Source organism: Streptomyces montanus (assembly GCF_005786655.1).
Taxonomy (GTDB): domain Bacteria; phylum Actinomycetota; class Actinomycetes; order Streptomycetales; family Streptomycetaceae; genus Streptomyces; species Streptomyces sporangiiformans.
Window position 1 is genome coordinate 130,159 of record NZ_VBZC01000004.1, and the last position, 18,699, is coordinate 148,857.

Consider the following 18,699-nt stretch of genomic DNA (forward strand, 5'->3'; position numbering starts at 1 on the left):
TCAACCCGCGTTGGCGAAGGGGAGGGTCAGATCACTGCGCCCCGGCCACGTGCTCCGCGATCCGGGCCATCCCTGCAAGAACAACCGTCGGATCCTGATCGAGATCGAGCCCATGCCGGGTGATGACGACCCCGGCCTCGCGCACCCGGTGGGAGGCCATGGGGGCGCGGCCCTGTGCGTATACGAGGTGCCCCGATGGCAGTCCCAGCACGGTGCAGTAGGCGAGCATCTGGTAGAGATCCGCGTTCGGGTGCCCTTCCTTCTCCTTCTCCGCCTTGTACTTGGCATCCGCGACCCCCAGCGGCCGCCCGGCGTCGTCGTACCAGACCAGGTCCGGCTTGAGCAGTACCGCGGCGGCCTCGTCCAGATGGTGGTGTGCCTGGAACCGGCACCGCCCGCCGAGCGGGCGCAGTGCCTCCCGCAATGCCATGGACACGAAGTCCTCGAAGACCTTTGCGAGGTCGAGCAGGAAACCGCTGACCGCCGTGTCCGTGCCGCGCTGCTCGATGGAGGCTTCGCGAAGGATCAGCTCGGCCAGCCGAAGGGCGGGCACGTAACGTTTGTTGAGGCGGGATGGAGCCCACTCCGGCAGGGGCGCTCCGCGTCGCAGGCAGTCGACGCCGTCCAGTCGCCGCCGCAGCCGCAGAAGCCTCCCGCGGATGTCACCGGAGATACCCGGCAACCGCACCAGCCGGTCCACGGCGGCGAGCAGCAGCCGGTTCTCCGGGATGTCGACCGTGTACTCGTCGAAGCCGACCTCGACCGGCACGGGGATGCCGTACCGCCTGCGCATCTGCTCCGACTCCCTGATCCGCCCACGCAGGACGGACAGCGCGTCCTCCGTGTGCTGGTAGCCCTGCAACAATCCCCGCCGCAGGGCTCGTTCAGTCTGGCGCTCGAAGGCGTGGGCAATGGCCGGCAGGAGGTCGTCGTGGCCGCCCACCAGGACGTCCCCGTCGCCGTGGCCCCAGTGCGCGCCGGGATCGAGGGCGTATCCGAGGAGGAAGAACAGCCGGCGCACCGCCAATTTCGGGGTGATCGTCAGCTGGACACCGCCGATCCGGACGGTTCCCACCTTCGACCGCGCCCGTACCTGCCAGCGCCGCGGATCACCCGGCGTGTGCGGATCTGGCCGGGCGTCCACGAGATCGGTCGTGGCGAGCGTGCGTCCCGCCGCCGGGTCGATCATCACGTCCGTCCACGGCCCGTGCTCCCGGAGAACGACGATCCGCTCGGCATCCTCTGTCACGAGCCGCCGCCCGAGACCGCGCGCCGCAAAGCGGCCAGGCCGTACCGGGCCTCGACGTTCACCGAGTCGTCGCCGTAGTGGTGCTCCTCCAGCAGGGGCAGAATCGCGGTGCGCCACAGCCGTTTCAGCCCGCCGGCCGCGTAGACCGAGGGGCGCATCAAGTACGAGGGCCCGATGCGGAAGTCCTTGTCCTCGATCCGGCGGTTGAGCTCCTGGTGCAGGGCCGCCACGTCTTCGGCGGGCGTGATCTGGCCGTCCTTCGTCCGTTGCTCGATCCACCGGGCCAGCATGCCGTCCGTCGGCTCCTCGTCCGGGTGCAGCGCGACGAAAGCGAACCTGCGCCGCATGGCCGCGTCGACCAGGGCGATGGAGCGGTCGGCGGTGTTCATCGTGCCGATGACGAACACGTTGCGGGGGAGGTGGAACTCGCCCGAGTACTGCAGGTCCACGGGCCGGTTACGGTACTCGAGCACGAAGTACAGCTCGCCGAAGACCTTGGCGAGGTTGGCCCGGTTGATCTCGTCGATGATCAGGAAGTAAGGCGTCGAAGGGTCCTCCTCCGCCAGGTCCACCAGCTTGCGGAAGGGACCGGGGCGCAGGGCGAAGGTGAGCGTTCCGGTGCCGTCCTCCGACCTGACGGCGGGCCGGAAGCCCTCGAAGAAGTCCTCGTAGGCGTACGACGGGTGGAACTGGACCAGCTTCACCGCTCGGGGGTCGCCAGCCAGGTGCTCGGCTATGTGCTGGGCGAGGTAGGTCTTGCCGGTGCCGGGAGGGCCGTAGAAGATCACTTGCTGGCGGTCCTGAAGGAGGTCGCGTACCTCGGTGAGCCAGTCGGCGGTGACCAGCAGCTCCTCAGCCAACGTCGGGTCGGGCAGCCGCAGTTCGCGTCCACTGCGGCTCGGTCCCTCAGCCTCGGCCTGTTCCGCCCGCGAGTCGTCGTCCGGGTGCGCAATGGGGGTCAGTCCGGTAAGGACGTCCATCAGCGAGGTCATGTCGACGATGTCGTGCTGACTGGCGAGACGGCCCTGCACTTCCTCCGGGAGATCGGCCTGGGCAATCGCCACGTCCATCCAGTCCACGTCGCGCTGCAAGAGGGGAGGAGTACCGTCGTTCCCATATTCGGCGGGGCCGGTGATCGTTCCAAGGTAGAAAGCGCCCTCGTTGAGGGTGCAGACCAGGTCTCCTGGGTGCATGCGGTTCAGGAAGGTTTGGAACGTCGCAGTCAGTTCCTCTCGCTGGCTGGTGGGAAGATGCCGGTATCCCTCTTCGACCCGAAGCCGTAGTTCCTCCGCGGAGGTCGGGCCGTCCACGTACCCGAGGCGGTCGGCGGCCAGCTGACAGAACCCCTCTGCAAACCAGCCAAGCGCGTCGTTCGCGTAGACACCCCGCAGCAGCCAAGCGCTGGGTGCATGCGGCGCTTTCGTATCCTCCTGCGTCAGCAGTGTTTGCAACTCGGCCACGTCGATAGGGCGAGGTTCTTCGCCGTACCGCTCCCAATCGTCCAACTCGGCAAAAAACTCGGCCCTTTCGGTGTCGTCGGCCCAGACTTCCGGGGCAACGGTGGCCTGGGCGTCGTGCACCCACTGGGCTCCCTTGGGCCTGGCCCCCCACAACCAATGGGCGAGTGGCCTTCGGTCGAGTCGCGTCTCCGCCGCCAGTGTGTCGAGATCGAGCCAGCGCTCCGCCGGTATGGCCCCGACGAGCTTCTGCGCGTACGCGAAGCCGTGCCGGTGGGTCTGCCAGTAGTTGTACGCGGCGCGGGCCCCGTCGTAGAAGTCCGTCGCGTCCGGATGCTCCCGGAGCGCTTCGCGCCCCAGTGCTGTGATGCGCCAGAACCCGTTGTTCTTGCGCAGCCATCCCGCCATCACCAGGTCGGACGTCTGCCACTTCCAGGCGTTCTCGCCCTTGGTGTCACCGCTCTTCAGCCGCTCGGCGTCCTCGTCGGCGAGCGGCAGTTCCGCCAGGACGAGTTGCCACAGCTCGCTGAAGTGCAGGCCGTCTGGGCGCTCGGCCAGGAGTTCCATGGACCGGCGGGTGCGGGGTTTGGTGCGGGCGGTCAGGGTGGGCATGGGGTGGTCCTCGGAGCTCTCTATGATCCAGTCAGGGGAAGGGGAAACGGTGGGTGGGGGTACAAGCGTGACCGACGCGACCAAGATGACCAAGGCGTACGAGGACGACCCGGACCGAGGTCTGCGGAGCGTGGAGGAGGCCGTGCGGGCGGTACAGCGGGCCTTCGACGAGATCGAGCGCTGCAACGAGCGGATCCGACCGCGCACAGGAGTCCGGCCGGAAGGCGGCCGGCGAACTCGGCGTCCTGCTGCGCCGCCGCGATGACCTGGCCGTCCCGGCCGTGCTCGACCGGCTCGACGCGCTCGCCGCCCGAGTGGCCCGCTCGGAGGCGGACCGGGCGGTGGTGAATCGCATCCTCGAGGGGGAGACCGATGACCTGGTCGACGACGCCAAGGAGTGGTGCGTGCCCCGCCTCACCGAGGACGTCCCGCCTCGCATTCCGACCGTGCACGACGCGGAGGACCCGAAGGACAAGACTCTCGAGGACATGTGGGTGCGGGATTAGGCTCTCACCGCACGGCAGCACGACGCTCGGCAGGATCGGATCCGGATCAGCGCCGATCACCTGCGGACCGTGGTCGCCACAACAGTGGACTCGTGCGGCGCGGCGGCCGCCACCGACGCGTTTCTCGCCGAGGCCCGGCGGGCGTACGTGCTGTGGGCGTCCTGCGTCCGCTGAGCGGCGGTACTGCGAGAGCCGTGGCCCGCGCTCACTGCACTCCGTCAAGGATCCGCCAGACCCTCCGGTAGGCCGAGCCCTTCGGGCCCAGCGCCGACTGCCAGGCCGCTTCGGGCAGCGTGGTGAGTCGGGTGCGGGCCTCGGCGGGGCCTGCGAGGCCCCCCTCGCCGACGGTCGCTGTGGCCATTCGGGCCGCCGCCGACCGAGGCACCCCGGCGAGTCGCATTGCGATCGCCTCCTCGGAGTGGACTCCGTAGAAGGCGTACGACGGGATGTTGCGTAGTTCGCGTTGCGTCTCGGGGGCCATTGTCGAGAACTCCTGGCCCAGCGTGAGGGACTGGAGGGCCGACAGGCCCCAGGAGACGGTGGGCGCCATGTCTCCGAAAAGGCGTTGGCAGCACTTGGTGATCGCCTTGAGGTCGTCGGAGTCGCCGGCCTTCTTGAAGTGGTCGGCGGCCAGCTGCGTGACGGTAGCCCCGTTCACCCAGTCCTGCATGACCCGCGCGATGAAGTCCCCGCTGCGGCCGTCGTGGTCCTTGGCGATCTCGGCCAGGCCCTTGCGGAGCTCGGGCACCTCCAGCATGAGGCCGATGAGCTGGGCGAGGGGCCGCCGGTCGCCCTGGAAGAGCGGCTGGGCCCACACCTCGCGGTCGATCCGCGCGTCGCTCAGCCTGCCGAGGGTGGCCTCGACGCTCTCCCACGAGAAGCCGGTGCTGTCGACCAGGGTGAGTGCCTTGCCGGTCAGCCGCTCCGCGTACACCCGTACGCTGCGGGTCAGTTCCGCTGCCCAGCTTCGGTCCTTGCGCCGCAGGTCCTGGAACCCCAGAGTGCCGCGCAGGATCTGCTCGATCTCCTCGGCGAACTCCTCGTGGTCCCCGATCTGCCGGTACGTGTGGGCCAGGTACTGCACGAAGGCGGACCACTCCGGGATGTGGGCGAGGACGTGCAGGTCGAGGTGGCCAAGGCTGGCCAGAGCCTTCTCCACCATGTCGACGAGGGTGGAGTTGAGGTCCGCCACCTTACGGCTGACGAAGGCGCGCAACTGCCCGGCCCGTACTTCGTCCGGCGCGGCCAGGGCGATCAGGCCCACCTCGCCTTGCTCGACCCGGCCCGCGCGTCCTGCCAGGTTCCAGAAGTCGGAGGCGGGCATGTCGTTGCCGTACGGGTACTGGTGGGACGCCAGGACCACGTTCGCCACCGGGAAGTTGACGCCTGCCGCAACGGTCGTCGTGGCCACCAGATGGGTCAGGTCACCGGATTCCATCAGGAACTCCGTCACCGTACGGATGTCCTCCGGCAGCCCCCGGTGATGGATGCCGATACCCTTCGCGAGCATCCCCACCAGCGGGAAGCCCGCCCCGAACTCCTCCGCCACGACCTCCTGTACGGCTCTCAGGTCCTCGCTCACCTCCGTCAGGTCCGGTCGGCCGCCCGCGATGCTCTTGGCGATCGTCCAGGCGTAGTCGGGCCGTCCGGCGAGCGTGATGGTCTGCCCTCGCGGGGCCAGGATCGCCGCCGTGGCCGCGGCGAGCTTGGTCGGGCTGCCGGCCTGTGACCAGGACATACGGAGCGGCCGGTTCCCGTCCAGGGGTAGGAGATCGGGGACGCTGAGCGTGCCCCGGCTGGTGACCAGGGGCTCCAGCTCCACCTGGAAGCCGCCGTTGCCCGAGGCACGCCTGCGTCGCGCCAGTGCCAGGATGCGGTCGTTCGGAGTCCAGTCCACGGACAGTCCGACCGACTGCCGGCTGCTGCTGTCCAGCCACTCGGCGATGACGTCACCGTTGTCGATGAAGGGTGTGAGCAGCAGGAACCCCGCGTCCTGGGCCTCCCGGTTGACGGTCGCCAGCAGCAACTCCAGCTTGATCCCGCGCTCGTCGACCCCCAGATGGTGCGCCTCGTCGGCCACGACCAGACACAACGGACGGGCGATCTTCTCCTGCCAACCCGACCGCAGCAGCAGATCCAGTTTCTCGGGCGTGGAGACCAGTACCCGGAACTGCCGCTCACCGCGGTCGGTGAGCATGTCCTCTTCCAGGCCGTCGAACTCCAGGGCGGGACTGACCCGTTCCACCCCGATGCCGAGATCGGCGAAGTCGCGGCGCAGGCGCCGGGTCACCTGGTTGACCAGCGCCCGGTTCGGGGCGATGTACGCGACCCAGCCCCGCTGCTTGTCATACGCGTTGAGTGCCTGGAGGATCCGGAACTGGGCGATCAGTGTCTTGCCCGCGCTGGTCGGCAGGCTGACCACGACACTCCGGTGCGCCGTCCGGATCAGGCCCTGCTCGGCGAGGGCGATGCGTTGCGGCGGCAGCACCTCGAAGATCGGGCGCGGCCGGCCCCGGTCGACGAGGGAGGCCACGAAGGCGTTCACCTCCGGGCTGACCGCGCGCGCCACCGTCCACAGGCTGTTGTCGATGATCTGGTCCGCCGTGGCGGTCAGCAGCCGTACGAGCACTTCGAGATCGGGGTCGGCCGAGGCGGTGGCCGCCTCCAGGGCACGGTCGCAGTGCGACTGCACGCGCTCGCGTACGCCGTAGTGACGACTCGGGCGACTCTGGCGCAGAAGGCTCCCGGTCGCCAGGTACTCGGCGAGCAGCTCCGCCGTCTTCAGCAGGTGATAGTGGGCTGCCAGCGCCCAGGCGGCGGGCCGGGCGTCCTCACCGGCCGCCGACAGGTACGGCTCCTCCGCTCCCGTCTGCTCGCTCCGCAGCCGTGCCACGAGATGGTCCAGCGCGTCGAGATCGTCCCACCCGCGCTTGCGGAGCAGCAGCAGCCACGCGTCGGCCGCCCCGCGCCGGATGCGGGACTCCCAGTCCTCCTGCGGATCCGGTACTGAGGGCAGCTCGACGTCCGCGAGCAGCCGGGCCGCGAGCGGGGTCTCGTCGGCGATCCAGCCAAGGCAGGCCGTGCGCAGCAGTTCGAGCCGTGCCTCGGGAGAGTCCCCCTCCGGCAGCCGGGCTCGCGCCAGGGCGAACATCTGCGCGCACAACCGCCGCGTGGACTCCGCCTTCGGATCCTGCGCGATCGCGTCCCACGCGAGCAGATCCAGGGCGTCCACCGCGAAGTCGACCGCCTCGCGGCTGTTTGGGGAGCCCTCGGGAACCTCCCCGTGCACGGCCCGAAGAGCGGAACCGATGAGCACGCGCTGCGCTCGTTCACCCGCCTCCTGTACGAGCCCGGGGTCGAGCGCGCCTTCCAGCCAGCCGAGATCAGCCACTGTCACCCACCCCCGCCGCCGCATGCGTGGGCCAGGTGGCCTTGGCGATCGGCAGGTACCAGGCGGTCAGCAGGGCGTGCATGGGCTCTACGACCGTCTTGGCGAGCTCGGTGGCGGGACCGCTCAGATCTGACGCCAAGGGCGCGGTGTCCCGGACCAGACAACCGAAAAGCCGGAAGTCCTTGCCTGCGGAGCCGATGAAACGACGGGCGGCGGTCTGATACGCGCTGATGTGCTCCTCGGTCCGGCAGCGGTGGCGCAGCCACTTCAGGAGCGTCATGTGGTCGTTGATCTGAGTGAGCCGCTTGAGCTGCTCGATCATGCCGTCCGTCTTGCCGGTCACGACCTGCGGCGGGCTCTTCGCCTCCGACGACGACTTGACCTCGCCGAACAGTAGCGTGGCCGAACCGTCCGCCACGCACAGGCCGACCAGGTCGGCACCCGGCAGGCTCGCCTTGCGGGTCCGCCGGTCCCGGGCACCGTCCCACAGCCACACGGCCCCGTGCCAGTGTTCCAACAGCACCTCGGCGAGGGCCTCGCCGTACTGCCAGTCCTTCGGCTCCGGCTCGGTCGCGAGCAGAGTGCCGATGAACGCGGTCTCCATGTCGGTCGTGGCCAGGGACCGTAACTCGGTGACGATGTCGCGTGTGGCCGTGAGATCGCCGGCCCGCTCGGCCCACGGCCCCGCCTGTAACTCCCGCATCACGTCGACCGTCAACTCGACGCCGCTCCACGTCACGGCCCCGTCCTCGCCGGCGTACACCTCGAGCCCGCCCGGTAAGCGCGGCACGGCGCCGCCGAAGGCGCTGCTTTCCCCCACGTGCATGTCCCTTCCACAACGTGATCAGAATTCTCTCCACCTCCCCCTGGGGTTGTCCACGCCCCGTGTCCGCCTGTGGACGGACTGTCTCGTATTCGCGGTCAGGAGAGTGGGAGACATGCCCAGACGGTCTTGCCGGAGGGCGGGTAGGGGGCCGTACCCCAGCGGGCGGCGAGCGCGTCCACGACAAGCAGGCCGCGCCCTGATTCGGCGGTGAGGTCGAGGGCGGCGGGGGCGGTGCCGGTACGGGGCTGGGGTCGGCGGTCGCCTCGTAGGTCGGCCACCTCGACACGGAGCGTGTCCGGGGCGTCCATGGCGAGGGTGAGGCGGAAGCAGCGGCCTCTCACCCGGCCGTGGGTCACAGCGTTCGCGGCGAGCTCGCCGACGACCAGGGCGGCGGACTCGCTGGTCGTGCAGTAGGGAGGCCAGCCCCATTCGGTGAGCTGGTGAGTCGTCAGCAGACGGGCCAGGCGGGCGGCGCTGAGGAGCTGAGTGAAGTGGAGGGTGGAGATCTGTGACTTCATGTCACCGAGTGTGGTCGGGGCGCTCTACGCTGATCAGTGATTCCTCCGGTATGGAGGGTGTCTGTACCGGTACGGAACGTGTGCCGTACCGGGTGTCGGCCGTGACCTGACAGGGGGTACTGGGTGGTGTCCGAGGAGCGGGAGTCGTACGACGAGGGCGAGCTGAGCGGTGACCTGATGCGGGCGGTCGGCAAGCAGGTGAAGCTGCTGCGGGAGCGGGCGGGGTTCACGCAGAAGGAGTTGGGGGACCGGCTGGGGTACAGCGAGGATCTGGTCTCCTCGCTGGAGCGGGGGAGACGGACGCCGCAGGCTGAGTTTCTGGTGGCGGCGGATGAACTGCTCGGTGCCGGTGGGTTGTTGAAGGCCACGATCGAGGACATCGAGAAGGCCAAGGCGAAGGCGAGGGTTCGGCATCCGGCGTGGTTCAAGGATTATGCGCGGTTGGAGTCGAGTGCCGTTGAGATCAACTTTTACAGCACCCTTGCGCCGCCCGGCTTGTTGCAGACCGAGGACTTCATTCGGACCTTGCTGAACGGTCGACAGCCGCTGCTGTCCGAGGAGACCATCGAACAGAGGGTGGTCTCACGACTGGCACGGCAGGAGATCCTTACGGGGTGGCCGCCGCCCATGGTCACGGCCGTCATCGACGAGTCCGTGCTACGGCGGAAACTCGGAGGGCTCAAGGTGCGCCAAGGGCAGTTGGAGCATCTGTCGAAGCTCGGTCGGCTGCGCAACATCACCCTGCAAGTGCTGCCGCTGGACTGTGAGGAGAACTCCGGGGTGGACGGGCCATTCATCCTGCTGACGCCCAAGGGGAAGGCGCAGGTCGCATACCTGGAAGTGCAGGGAGCCGGCCAGTTGATCACTGACCCCGAGGAAGTGCGTATCCTGGCCGCGCGCTACGGAAGCATTCGTGGGCAGGCCCTTACCCCGAGTGAGTCCCTCGCCCTGATGCAGGAACTGTTGGGAGAGCGATGAGCACTGACACCATCTCGCCCGAACTCACCTGGTTCAAGAGCAGTTACAGCGGTGCCGAGGGCGGCGAATGCCTTGAGGCCGCCGCGACGCCCGGCACCGTCCACGTCCGCGACTCCAAGGCACCCGCCCGTGCTCAGCTGGCATTCGGTGCCCTGGAGTGGGACGCGTTCGTACGGTTCGCCGTCACACGCTGACGATCACGTCTGCGTGTTGTCCGGGTGCGGGCCGATGTACCCGACGTACACGAACCCGGTGCCGGGGCCGTCGTCGTGGAAGTACAGTCGCGGCGACACGGTGTTGCCTCCACCGATGCGCAGGTGTGCCTGCATGAACAGCTTGCCCTTGTGGTCGACGGTCTTCGGTACGGGGAACGTGCGCTGGCGGCGCCAGTCCGTGTTGTTCCCCACCGTCTCGGACTCCTTCATCTTGACCTTGCCGGAGGGGAAGGGGTTCTCGCAGTCGTCCGGCAGGTTGTCGCACCAGTGACGGAAGTCGCCGCCCGTGGTGCCTGCGGCGGAGGCGGCGGCGTAGTCGTTGAGGGCGCGAAGGGCGTCCCAGGCGACGGTGACCCAGTTGCCGATGCACTGGGCGTCGAGCTCCTTGGCCTTTTTGGCGTTGCCCGTGAAGCGCAGGTGCGGGAACTCGCCCATGCGGTCCAGGATTTCGGTGAAGGTGACGGGCCGGTCGGCCGGTTGCGGAGGCGAGGTGTGGACGAGCGCGTGGAGGCCGGCCTCTTCGAGCTGCTTCTGCAAGAAGCGGATCTTGTTGCGGGCGTCCTGGAGGTCGCCGTAGAGCTGGTCGTTCTCGACGATCTGTTCGAAGTCCCGGTCTTCGGCCTGCTTCAGCTGCTGACGGAAGTCACGGATCTCCTCGTCGCGGGCTTCCTCGCGCTGTTCCGCCTCCTCGAGCAGCGCCTCGGCCGACCTGAGCTCACCGCGCAGTTCCTTGAGGCTGGAGTCGTCGGCGGCCGGGCGGGGGCGGGTGCGCTGGACGGGGAGGGTGTCCAGGGGCTGTGGAAGGGGGTGTCTCAGGGCCAGCCGTTGGGGGAGCGAGGCGAGTATGCCGGCCGCGCGGTGGGGGTTCGCCTCGATGGTGGTCCGGGACATCACCGGGTGGCGCTGGGCGTCGGGTTGCCAGGCGGGGTCGACGCCGGGGCGGTACGTACGGATACCGCCGCCGAAGACGGGGTGGTATTCCAGGGTGCTGTTGAAGGCTTGCTGTGCTTCGGGTCCGAGGACATACATCACGGCGAGGCCGCTGAGGTGACGGAAGACCGGTTCGACGATCTTCTGCGTCCAGGCCTCGGCGTCCTGACCGTAGGGGACGCTCGCCACGATGACGGGGAGTCTGCGGTGCGGCTCGCAGAGTTCCTCGATGACCTCCTCGACGTCGTCCGGCTCGATGAACTTCGGGACCGTGCCGACGTCGGCGAGTCCGTCCTGCGTGGGGAGGGCGTCGAGGAGCAGCTTGGCTATGCCGGGGGTGTTGGCCCGGATGGGGCGCTGGCCTGGGGCCGGTTGGTGTTCGATGTCGACCTGGAGCCAGGTGCGGCGGTTGTCGTTGCGGTTGCCCGAGCGGACGACCAGGGTGGACTGCCATGTGCCCTGGGCGGGGTCCTTGGTCTCGCGCAGACGCCAGCGGGAGTACGAGCCGTGCCGGCCGGCTGTGACGTCGTGGTCGAGGGTGACGCCCTTGGCTATCTCGTTGCGGCCCTCGTCCAGGGCGGAGGTGTTGTAGCGCTTCATCTCGCCTAACCAGTGGTGCAGTTGGCGGTCCACTTCGGCGGAGGTGTTGACAAAGTCCTGCGTGGTCGAGACGACCATGCGGTAGTTGCGGGGTTCCATATGCGGCTGCCTGTGCGGTGTTGTGGGCGGGCGATGGAGACGCCGAGTGCGGCGCGCTGCGGGCTTGCGGCGCGCCGGTGGGGGTGCTCAGGCGGGATGGGGAGTGGGCGTGGTTCGGGTTACGCCGGGTGGCGGGGGCCCTGGCCGGGGGGTGGGTCGAGGAGGGTCTGGTAGGGGGTGCCGGTTCGCTGGGCTTCGGCTATGTGGTCGTAGATGTCGAGGATCAGGGTCTTGGTGCGGTAGGTGCCGTGGGTGGCCTCGTCATCCTGTTTGACGAGGTTGAAGGTCTCCATGACGTAGTCGACTTCGGCGCGATCAAGGCCATAGAGGTGGAACATGGCGGCGTCCAGCTCGGCACGGATGCGGGAGCGGCGCTCCTCGTCCCAGCGGAATGGTCCGCCCGGGGGTACGCCCAGTTCTTTAGCGAAATCGCTCATGTCATACGCCGTGTAAACGAGTTCGGCGATGCGAGACGTGATCCAGGTGGTGTCCGTGGTCCAGTCTTCGAAAGTCGACGGCGCAGGAACGGGGAGTTGGTACAGGTAGCCGTATGTCAGGTGCTTACCGGAGATCTTCTGCCTGGCTGCGAAGTCAACGACGAAGGAGGATAGACACGCCTGAAGCAGTGCTGCGTGAACCGCGTCTCTCGGAAAGGCGATAGGAATGGTGTGGCCAGCCGCGTGGGCCGGAAACAGTGACGGGATTACTGTGCGTTCGTTAGCGGCGTTGGTTACGTCTCGCCAGCCCATGAGCCAGCCACTGTGCCACTTCCGCTCCGCCAACCGCGAAGCCACCCCAGCCTCCAGGACCGGCTTGCCCTTCCTGTCCTTCCTTCCCGCATCCACATCGAACTCCGGCACCCAGTACCGCGGCATCGGCACGAATCCCGGATCATCGTGCTGCTCCGGCGTCACCCGAGGTAGCGTCCCCATGTTGGCCTGCGCCTCGGTCTGGCCCTCGTACGTGCCGAGCCGATGGTCGAAGTGGTAAAGCATCTTCGCCTCGTAGAGCGGGAGGTAGCGCTCGCCGCCCCGCTCGAAGACGTTGCCCTTCAGGGCCCATCCGTCGACCGTCAACTCGTCGTGCGTGCGGAACGTACCTGAGTTTGAGGACATATTGAAAAGGCCTTGGCGAAAGGTGAGATCCCAGGGGTTTCCGTCTGGGGCACCCTCCTTTATGAGAACAGGGATCCGGCGGTAGATTCCGAACGTGATCTCTGCATCATTGCGTGAACGGAACAGGGGCAACGTGCCCGAGTTGGGGTTTACGAGGAGAACTTCGTCGGGCGGCATTGCGAAGCGGCGGCCGGGTAGATCCTCCATGTAGCGGACCCTAAACGCAAATGACGTGTCAAGCACACGTTGTCCCGTTCCCGCGGCCGTCAAGAGACAGAATCGAGTGTCGTGGTGAACGGCTTGGCTAAGAAGGTAAGCCTCATTGTCGAAGTCCAGGACGGACCCGAGCCGTCCGCTGCGCACCAGATCGGAAAAGAAAGGGGCCGTCGACGCGTCGGTGGCGATTCCCGTGGGCAGTACCTGACCGAACCGCCCATGGGGTGCGATTCCCTGGGATGCTGCCTCAGCGAAGAGCGGATACGTGTTCAGCTTTCCCCGCGCCGACAACGGAAAGCGGCCCGAGTCCTTGCACAGATGGCTGAACCCGGCACCAACACGCTTGGCCGCCGCGTACTCCGCGTGCAGCTTCCGATCCGCCCGCTCCTCGCTCGTAGCCAGCGCAGCGATCAGCCGCTGTCGTGCCGCCTGATTCGCAGCCTCCGCGATCTCTGACCGCCGCGTGGCGAAGAACTCCTGCTCCTGGAACTCAAGGGTCTCCCACGGCGGATTCCCCAGCACACAACTGAACCCCCCGCCCCACCCGGTCCGCTCATCCACCCCCACGGCCGAGCCATCCGCATCCTCCGGCACCGAGAACACCTCGGGAAACTCCAGATGCCAGTGGAAGAACCGGTACTCCTCCCGCAGGTCCGCGACCTTCTTCCGCGACCCCTCCGGCAGCTTCGCCCAGCCGCCCTCCCGCAGGTCGAGCAGCCCCTGCAACGTCAGCGCCGGCGGACGCGCCTCCTCGGTCTTCTCCCACACGAACGCCGCGCACCACGCATCGGCGAGCTCCCGCTCCCGTACGTACTCCGAGTCGGGATCCTCGGTTAGCTCCAAGTACGCGTCCCTCTGCCGATGGACGTACTCCAGCTCATCATTCCGCGCGTTCGTGATCTTCGCGGCCTCCCGCGCGATCTTCACGTTGGACGCGGCCAGCGCGGTCGTCGACGAGAACAGCTCGCCCTGGTGGACGCCCTTCTTCCGCGTCTCCCAGGCCACCCGCTCAGCGAGATTCCGCTTACGAAGCTTCGTCACCCATGTCTTGTCGTCCCCCTCGATCACCTTGAACGCGTCGTCCGGGAGCCCGTCCTCCAGCAGCTTCGGCGTCGCGCCCACCAGCCCGTTGCCGTGCTTGACGTGCGAGTCGAGGAAGCTGAGCGCCTTGCCCGGCTCCAAGGACTCGATCCACAGGGAGACCTTCGCCAGCTCCACAGCCATCGGGTTCAGGTCGACGCCGTAGATGCAGCGGCTGATCACGTCCCGCAGTGCCGTCCGCGTGTCCTCGGCACTCGGCTCGGGCGAGTCCGTCCGAACCGATGCCAGGCGCTTCGCGATACGCCGGGCCGCCGCCACCAGGAAGTGGCCGGAGCCGCACGCCGGGTCGCAGACCGTCAGGCGGAGCAGTGCCGCCTCCTGCTCCTCCCGGGTCGTGCCCGACTTGACCGCGTCGTCTATGACCGGGTCCAGCGCGGAGTCCAGCAGGCAGTCGATGAGTGAGGACGGGGTGTAGTACGAGCCCGTCGTCTTGCGCTCGTTGCCCGCCAGCGTGCGCAGCTCGAAGGTGTTGGCCGCCGGGTTGAAGCGCGGGACCAGTTCAAGGAGGGACTCGTAGATCGAGCCCAGTTCCTCCGCGCCCAGGTGGCGGTAGTCCACGCGGCGCGGGCGGTTGAGCTTGGGGTCGATGACGACCGACAGGGCCTTGATCGCTGTGAAGAGCGCCTCGTTCGGCAGTTCCAGGCCTTCCAGGACCTTGTCCGACTCTGTACGCTCGAACAGGCCGCCGAGGCCCGGCAGGCCCAGCTCCGGGCGGCCGCCCTCCGTGCCCAGGCCCTTCAGGACCAGGTTCAGCGCGTGCCACTGGTCGCCGTGCGGACCGCCCGTGCGGCGGATGGCCGTGCGGCGGAGGCGGGCCGTGGAGAAGTAGTTCTCGTAGCGTTCGCGGGCCTTCGCCGGGGCGTCCTCCGGGATCAGCAGGCCCCGGTCCTCCGCCACGAACAGGAACAGCAGGCGGTAGACGAGGTGCAGCAGCGCCGGGTGCATGTCCCGGACCGTCACCTCGGACTCGTGCAGCTTCTCGCGGAGCTTCGTGTTGGCGGGGTGGGCGATGAAGCCGCTGCCGAGGGTCACCAGGGCCTTCTCCACGCCCAGCCGGAGCTGGTTCAGCGCGCGCGTGCCGCTGGCGATCGCCTCCGTGCGCCACTTCTCCAGCCAGCAGCCGGCCGGGCCCGGCTCGCTGTGCGGTTCGAGGCGGGAGCGGTGGGTCAGGCGCCACAGGAGGAGGAAGTCGGCGAAGCGGTCACCCTCGAAGATGCCCTCCAGGTCGAACTCGACGTATGCCGAGCCGACCATCGACGTCGAGTCGCGCAGCAGGCGGACCAGGCGGCCGTTGGAGACCATGCCCCACAGCGCCTGCTCGCCGCTGCGGTTGAGGTACTCCTGGACCAGCGGCTGGGGGATCGCGCCCCGGCCGTCCAACGCCACGTTCCAGCCGGTCAGGTGGACCGGCACACCCTGCCATACATGGCTGACCGCGAACCTCTTCTCGCCGTCCGCCGACGGCAGCCCCTCCGTCGGACCGTCCGGCAGGCGGCCGTAGCCCAGCTGCTCGAACAGCGGCAGCAGCCAGCGCTCGACGGTCAGGCCCACTGCCGCGATGGCCTCGTTCTTGTCCGCGCCTTCCTTGACCAGACCGTCCTGGTAGGCCGCCCACACACCCTTCAGATACGCCCACGAACGCTCGGCCGCGTCCCGGACCGTGTCGTTGGCGGCGAACAGGCCGTAGTCGGAGGGCTGGGCGCCGGGGATGTCCTTGCCGTCACGTACACGGGTCAGCGTGTCCGGCGGCAGGAGACCGCCGACGGTGAGGACGGAGTCGGTGACGATGGTCTTCGCGAGGCTCATCAGCGGGCTTCCCCGTTCGTGGTCGTCTCGTCCGTACCGTTCGTGCTGTCGAGGACGGGGACCGGCAGATAGTGGTACACGCCGAGCACGTCCGGGCTGCCCTGGACGTCCACGCGCAGGCCGCGACGGACCGGGCCCGTCATGCCGCGCACGTCGCGGAAGGCGCCGCGCACCCGGCGGTGCGAGTCCAGGAGACGGGCTGCCAGCTCCTCGCCGCGCTCCTCCAGGACCGGCATCAGCGATTCCAGCGAGCCGAGGATGCCCTCGATCCGCTGCTGTGCGAACTCACGCTGGGTGTTCTGCGCGGCCCGGGCCTCCAGCAGAGCGATGGCGTCCTCCTCCGGCAGCCACTCCGGGGCGTTCGCCCCGCCCCGGAAGGCCAGCACGCGCGCGTCCTCGGCCAGTTGCTGCCGGTTCACGCCGTCGCGGCCCGGCAGGGTGAGCTGGAAGCGGTAGCGGACCAGGAGCAGCGTGGTGCGCTTGGTGACCGCCGTCGTGCGGACCACTCCGCAGCGGCGGGCCGGGCGCTGCCACTGGGGCATCTGGTCGTCGAGCGCCGCGTCGAGGACGAAGCGGGCGACCGACGCCACCACCGGGTCGGTACGGGTGAGCGCCACCTCACCGCGTGGAGCGGTGGGCGCGTCGTGGAAGGCGACCGGACGGGGGTGGCGGGGGCCGAGGAACGTGTCGAACGCGTCGCGCAGGGCCGCCGGCAGGGCCTCCGAGTTCAGCGTGAAGCCGTCCGCGTCGCCACGCAGGGGGCCAGGAACGCCGCGCAGGGCGGCCAGGGCACGGCGGGTGAAGCGGCGCACCTCCTCGCCGGTGCCGAGTGACGCCCGTACCTCGGCGACTTCCTGCGCCACCTCGTCCTTCTTCACCGCGTTCTGCGCGTACCGCGAGCGCGAGGCCGTTTCCCGCTCGGCGGCGCTCTGCCAGGCCCGGTGCAGCTCGGCCGTCTGCTTCCCGACCGCCGACTCCACCGTGAACAGGCTCTCCTGCTCGAACTCCGGCCGCTCACCGCGCAGGATCAGGCCCTCCAGCACCGCCTGCATCACGTTCTCCGAGGAGTCCGGGACGGGCACGGAGATGCCGGTCGCCTTGCGGATGCGGGCGTGCTTGCGCAGCAGGACGTCCAGGACGATGCCGTCGATCGCGTTGTCGGCGCCGTACAGCGTGACCGCCTTGACGAGGTCCCGGCGCTGGCCGAAACGGTCGACGCGGCCCTCGCGCTGCTCGTGGCGGGTGGGGTTCCAGGCGAGGTCGTAGTGGACGACCGCGTCGAAGCTCTCCTGGAGGTTCACGCCCTCGGAGAGGCAGTCGGTGGCCACGAGGACCCGTTGCTCCAGGGGAGCCTCGCCGTCCTCGCCCTCCTCCGTCAGCTCGGCGATCCGGGCGACGCGCTGGTCGGGGGAGAGCTCGCCGGTGACGGCCTTGACGGCGTATGCCTTCGTCTTGCGGCCCTTGTTGAGGGCGCTGTCCAGGTGTTCCTTGACGTACTCGGCGGTGGAGATGAAACGGCAGAAGACGATCGGGTTGTAGCCCTCGTCCAGCAACTCCTTGACGGTGGCGATCAGCTGCTTGAGCTTGCGGTCCTTGGCGGGACCCGCGAGTGCTCCGGCCGCCTCGGCCATGGCCAGCAGCCGGGTCTTGTCCTCCTCGTCCAGACTCTCCGCGTCCGGGTCGGTGGCGCCGGGGGCGAGCAGCGTGCCGGGGACGGCGTCGGCGGACTCGGCCGACTCGTCGTCGGCGGAGTCCGTGACGGTCCGGCTGCCGATCGCGTCGGCCTCGGTCACCGAGTCGGCGTCCTGCACGCCGGCCCGGGTGCGCAAGGTCCTGCGGACGGCGGCTGGGGAGGAGCCGAGTGCGCGCAGCAGGGCGAGGGCGGACCACCAGCGGATGCGCTGCTGGAGGGCGCCGTCCGCGCTGCGGACCGTCTCCCGCGCGTAGGTGATGACCTCGTCGAGGAGCCGGCGGTAGTCGGCGTGCAGGGTGTAGTCGACCTCGGCGGAGAGGCGGTCGCTCGGGAAGTTCGCGTCGTCGCGGAAGTCGTCGCGGATGTCCGCCCGGCGGCGCTGCACGAAGTGCTGGGTGAGCAGGTCGCGGCCCGCCCCGCGGTCCAGGATCATCGTCTCCAGCCGGTTGTCCAGCAGACCCAGCAGGTTGCGGAACGGCTCCTCCTTGCCGCTGTGCGGAGTCGCCGTGACCAGCAGGAGATGGCGGGTGGGGTCGTCGGCGAGGGTGCGCAGGAGGGCGTACCGCTGCTGGCGCTGCTGCCTGCCGCGGCCCTGGGCGCTGTCCGCGGTGCAGGTGTGGGCCTCGTCGACGATCACCAGGTCGGGGCAGTTCTTGATGAAGTCGTCCCGGTGGCGCGGGGACTTGATGAAGTCGGTCGACACGACGTAGTTGCGGTCACGGCGGAACACCGAGAGCCCGTACATACGGCTGCGCTCCAGCCGCCCTATCGTCGAGGCCAGCACCAGTTCCGCGTCGATGCCGAACTTCCCGCGCAGCTCCGCCCGCCACTGCTCGGCCAGCGCGGGACTGCACAGCACCACCAGACCCTGGGCGTCGCCCTGGGCCAGCAGTTCGGCCGCGATCAGTCCGGACTCCACCGTCTTGCCGATACCGACGTCGTCCGCGATCAGCAGGCGTACGGTCTCCTGGCGCAGTGCCATCAGCAGCGGCACCAGCTGGTACGGGCGCGGCTCCACTGAGATGCCGGCGAGCGAGCGGAACGGGCCCGCGCTCGAACGGAACCCGATCCTCAGGGCGCTGCGCAGCAGTCCGGCCGCCGACTGGTCGCCCAGGTCCGACGGGCTCGGCGGGGCGAAACGGGCGTGCTCCACCGTTTCCAGCGCGGGCAGCACCCCCGCGATGTCGTCGTCCGTGCCGCCGAGCGGGCGCAACACCAGCAGCTCGGGCGTCGACTTGGGCAGGACGACCCACTCACGGCCACGGGCACGCACCAGCAGACCCACCGGAAAGTCCGGGTGGCCGTCCTGGGCAGGCGCGGCGGTGGTGGACTGGCTCGTCGACGGCATCGGCGGACCTTTCGGGAGAGACATACGTAGTGGAGTCGA

12 protein-coding genes are annotated in these 18,699 nt (G+C 68.8%); 4 read left to right on the forward strand and 8 right to left on the reverse strand.

From position 1 onward, the window contains the following. Positions 1-31: 31 nt before the first annotated feature. Entirely contained in the window at positions 32-1,249 is a 1,218-nt protein-coding gene (locus tag FE633_RS04625) for an McrC family protein (RefSeq protein ID WP_246113406.1), read from the reverse strand. After that, the gene (locus FE633_RS04630; protein WP_246113407.1) at positions 1,246-3,318 is read right to left on the reverse strand and encodes an AAA family ATPase; all 2,073 of its coding nucleotides are present in this window, start codon (positions 3,316-3,318) and stop codon (positions 1,246-1,248) included. Before FE633_RS04630 ends, FE633_RS04625 begins: the two co-directional genes overlap by 4 nt. Before the next feature lie 67 nt (positions 3,319-3,385). On the opposite strand from FE633_RS04630, the gene FE633_RS04635 reads away from it, so the two are divergent. After that, a complete protein-coding gene (locus FE633_RS04635; RefSeq protein ID WP_138043771.1) occupies positions 3,386-3,583 on the forward strand; it encodes a hypothetical protein in 198 nt (65 codons plus the stop codon). Between the two features lie 16 nt (positions 3,584-3,599). Continuing rightward, positions 3,600-3,824, forward strand: a complete 225-nt coding sequence (locus FE633_RS04640; protein WP_138043772.1) for a hypothetical protein — start codon at positions 3,600-3,602, stop codon at positions 3,822-3,824. A 205-nt stretch (positions 3,825-4,029) separates the two neighbouring features. Here FE633_RS04640 and FE633_RS49150 read toward each other — a convergent pair whose 3' ends face one another. From FE633_RS49150 to FE633_RS04655, 3 genes are all read right to left on the reverse strand, one after another. Continuing rightward, complete coding sequence (locus FE633_RS49150) at positions 4,030-7,215, reverse strand: DEAD/DEAH box helicase (RefSeq protein ID WP_171059797.1); 3,186 nt, start codon at positions 7,213-7,215, stop codon at positions 4,030-4,032. After that, the gene (locus FE633_RS04650; RefSeq protein ID WP_138043774.1) at positions 7,208-8,035 is read right to left on the reverse strand and encodes a hypothetical protein; all 828 of its coding nucleotides are present in this window, start codon (positions 8,033-8,035) and stop codon (positions 7,208-7,210) included. The genes FE633_RS49150 and FE633_RS04650 overlap by 8 nt, the downstream gene beginning before the upstream one ends. A gap of 101 nt (positions 8,036-8,136) precedes the next feature. Continuing rightward, on the reverse strand, positions 8,137-8,559 hold the full coding sequence (locus tag FE633_RS04655) for an ATP-binding protein (RefSeq protein WP_138043775.1): 423 nt from the start codon (positions 8,557-8,559) through the stop codon (positions 8,137-8,139). Positions 8,560-8,736: 177 nt separating this feature from the next. Between FE633_RS04655 and FE633_RS04660 the strand changes: the two genes are divergently transcribed. Together FE633_RS04660 and FE633_RS04665 are read left to right on the forward strand one after the other, a co-directional pair. Beyond that, a complete protein-coding gene (locus tag FE633_RS04660; RefSeq protein WP_138043776.1) occupies positions 8,737-9,537 on the forward strand; it encodes a helix-turn-helix domain-containing protein in 801 nt (266 codons plus the stop codon). Then, positions 9,534-9,731: a DUF397 domain-containing protein gene (locus FE633_RS04665; protein ID WP_138043777.1), complete on the forward strand. Its 198-nt coding sequence runs from the start codon at positions 9,534-9,536 to the stop codon at positions 9,729-9,731. The genes FE633_RS04660 and FE633_RS04665 overlap by 4 nt, the downstream gene beginning before the upstream one ends. A gap of 3 nt (positions 9,732-9,734) precedes the next feature. Here FE633_RS04665 and FE633_RS04670 read toward each other — a convergent pair whose 3' ends face one another. From FE633_RS04670 to FE633_RS04680, 3 genes are all read right to left on the reverse strand, one after another. Next, positions 9,735-11,381 carry a hypothetical protein gene (locus FE633_RS04670; RefSeq protein ID WP_246113408.1) on the reverse strand — a complete coding sequence of 549 codons (1,647 nt, stop codon included), beginning with the start codon at positions 11,379-11,381 and terminating at the stop codon, positions 9,735-9,737. Between the two features lie 119 nt (positions 11,382-11,500). Beyond that, the gene (locus FE633_RS04675; protein ID WP_138043778.1) at positions 11,501-15,619 is read right to left on the reverse strand and encodes an Eco57I restriction-modification methylase domain-containing protein; all 4,119 of its coding nucleotides are present in this window, start codon (positions 15,617-15,619) and stop codon (positions 11,501-11,503) included. Next, positions 15,619-18,660 carry a helicase-related protein gene (locus FE633_RS04680; protein WP_138043779.1) on the reverse strand — a complete coding sequence of 1,014 codons (3,042 nt, stop codon included), beginning with the start codon at positions 18,658-18,660 and terminating at the stop codon, positions 15,619-15,621. Before FE633_RS04680 ends, FE633_RS04675 begins: the two co-directional genes overlap by 1 nt. Positions 18,661-18,699 lie beyond the last annotated feature (39 nt).

What these genes read in the sequence shown, in the direction of transcription:
- FE633_RS04630 (WP_246113407.1), bottom strand. Translation starts at nt 3,318, where the DNA reads ATGCCCACCCTGACCGCCCGCACCAAACCCCGCACCCGCCGGTCCATG.
- FE633_RS04655 (WP_138043775.1), bottom strand. Translation starts at nt 8,559, where the DNA reads ATGAAGTCACAGATCTCCACCCTCCACTTCACTCAGCTCCTCAGCGCC.
- FE633_RS04660 (WP_138043776.1), top strand. Translation starts at nt 8,737, where the DNA reads ATGCGGGCGGTCGGCAAGCAGGTGAAGCTGCTGCGGGAGCGGGCGGGG.
- FE633_RS04665 (WP_138043777.1), top strand. Translation starts at nt 9,534, where the DNA reads ATGAGCACTGACACCATCTCGCCCGAACTCACCTGGTTCAAGAGCAGT.
- FE633_RS04670 (WP_246113408.1), bottom strand. Translation starts at nt 11,381, where the DNA reads ATGGAACCCCGCAACTACCGCATGGTCGTCTCGACCACGCAGGACTTT.
- FE633_RS04675 (WP_138043778.1), bottom strand. Translation starts at nt 15,619, where the DNA reads ATGAGCCTCGCGAAGACCATCGTCACCGACTCCGTCCTCACCGTCGGC.
- FE633_RS04680 (WP_138043779.1), bottom strand. Translation starts at nt 18,660, where the DNA reads ATGCCGTCGACGAGCCAGTCCACCACCGCCGCGCCTGCCCAGGACGGC.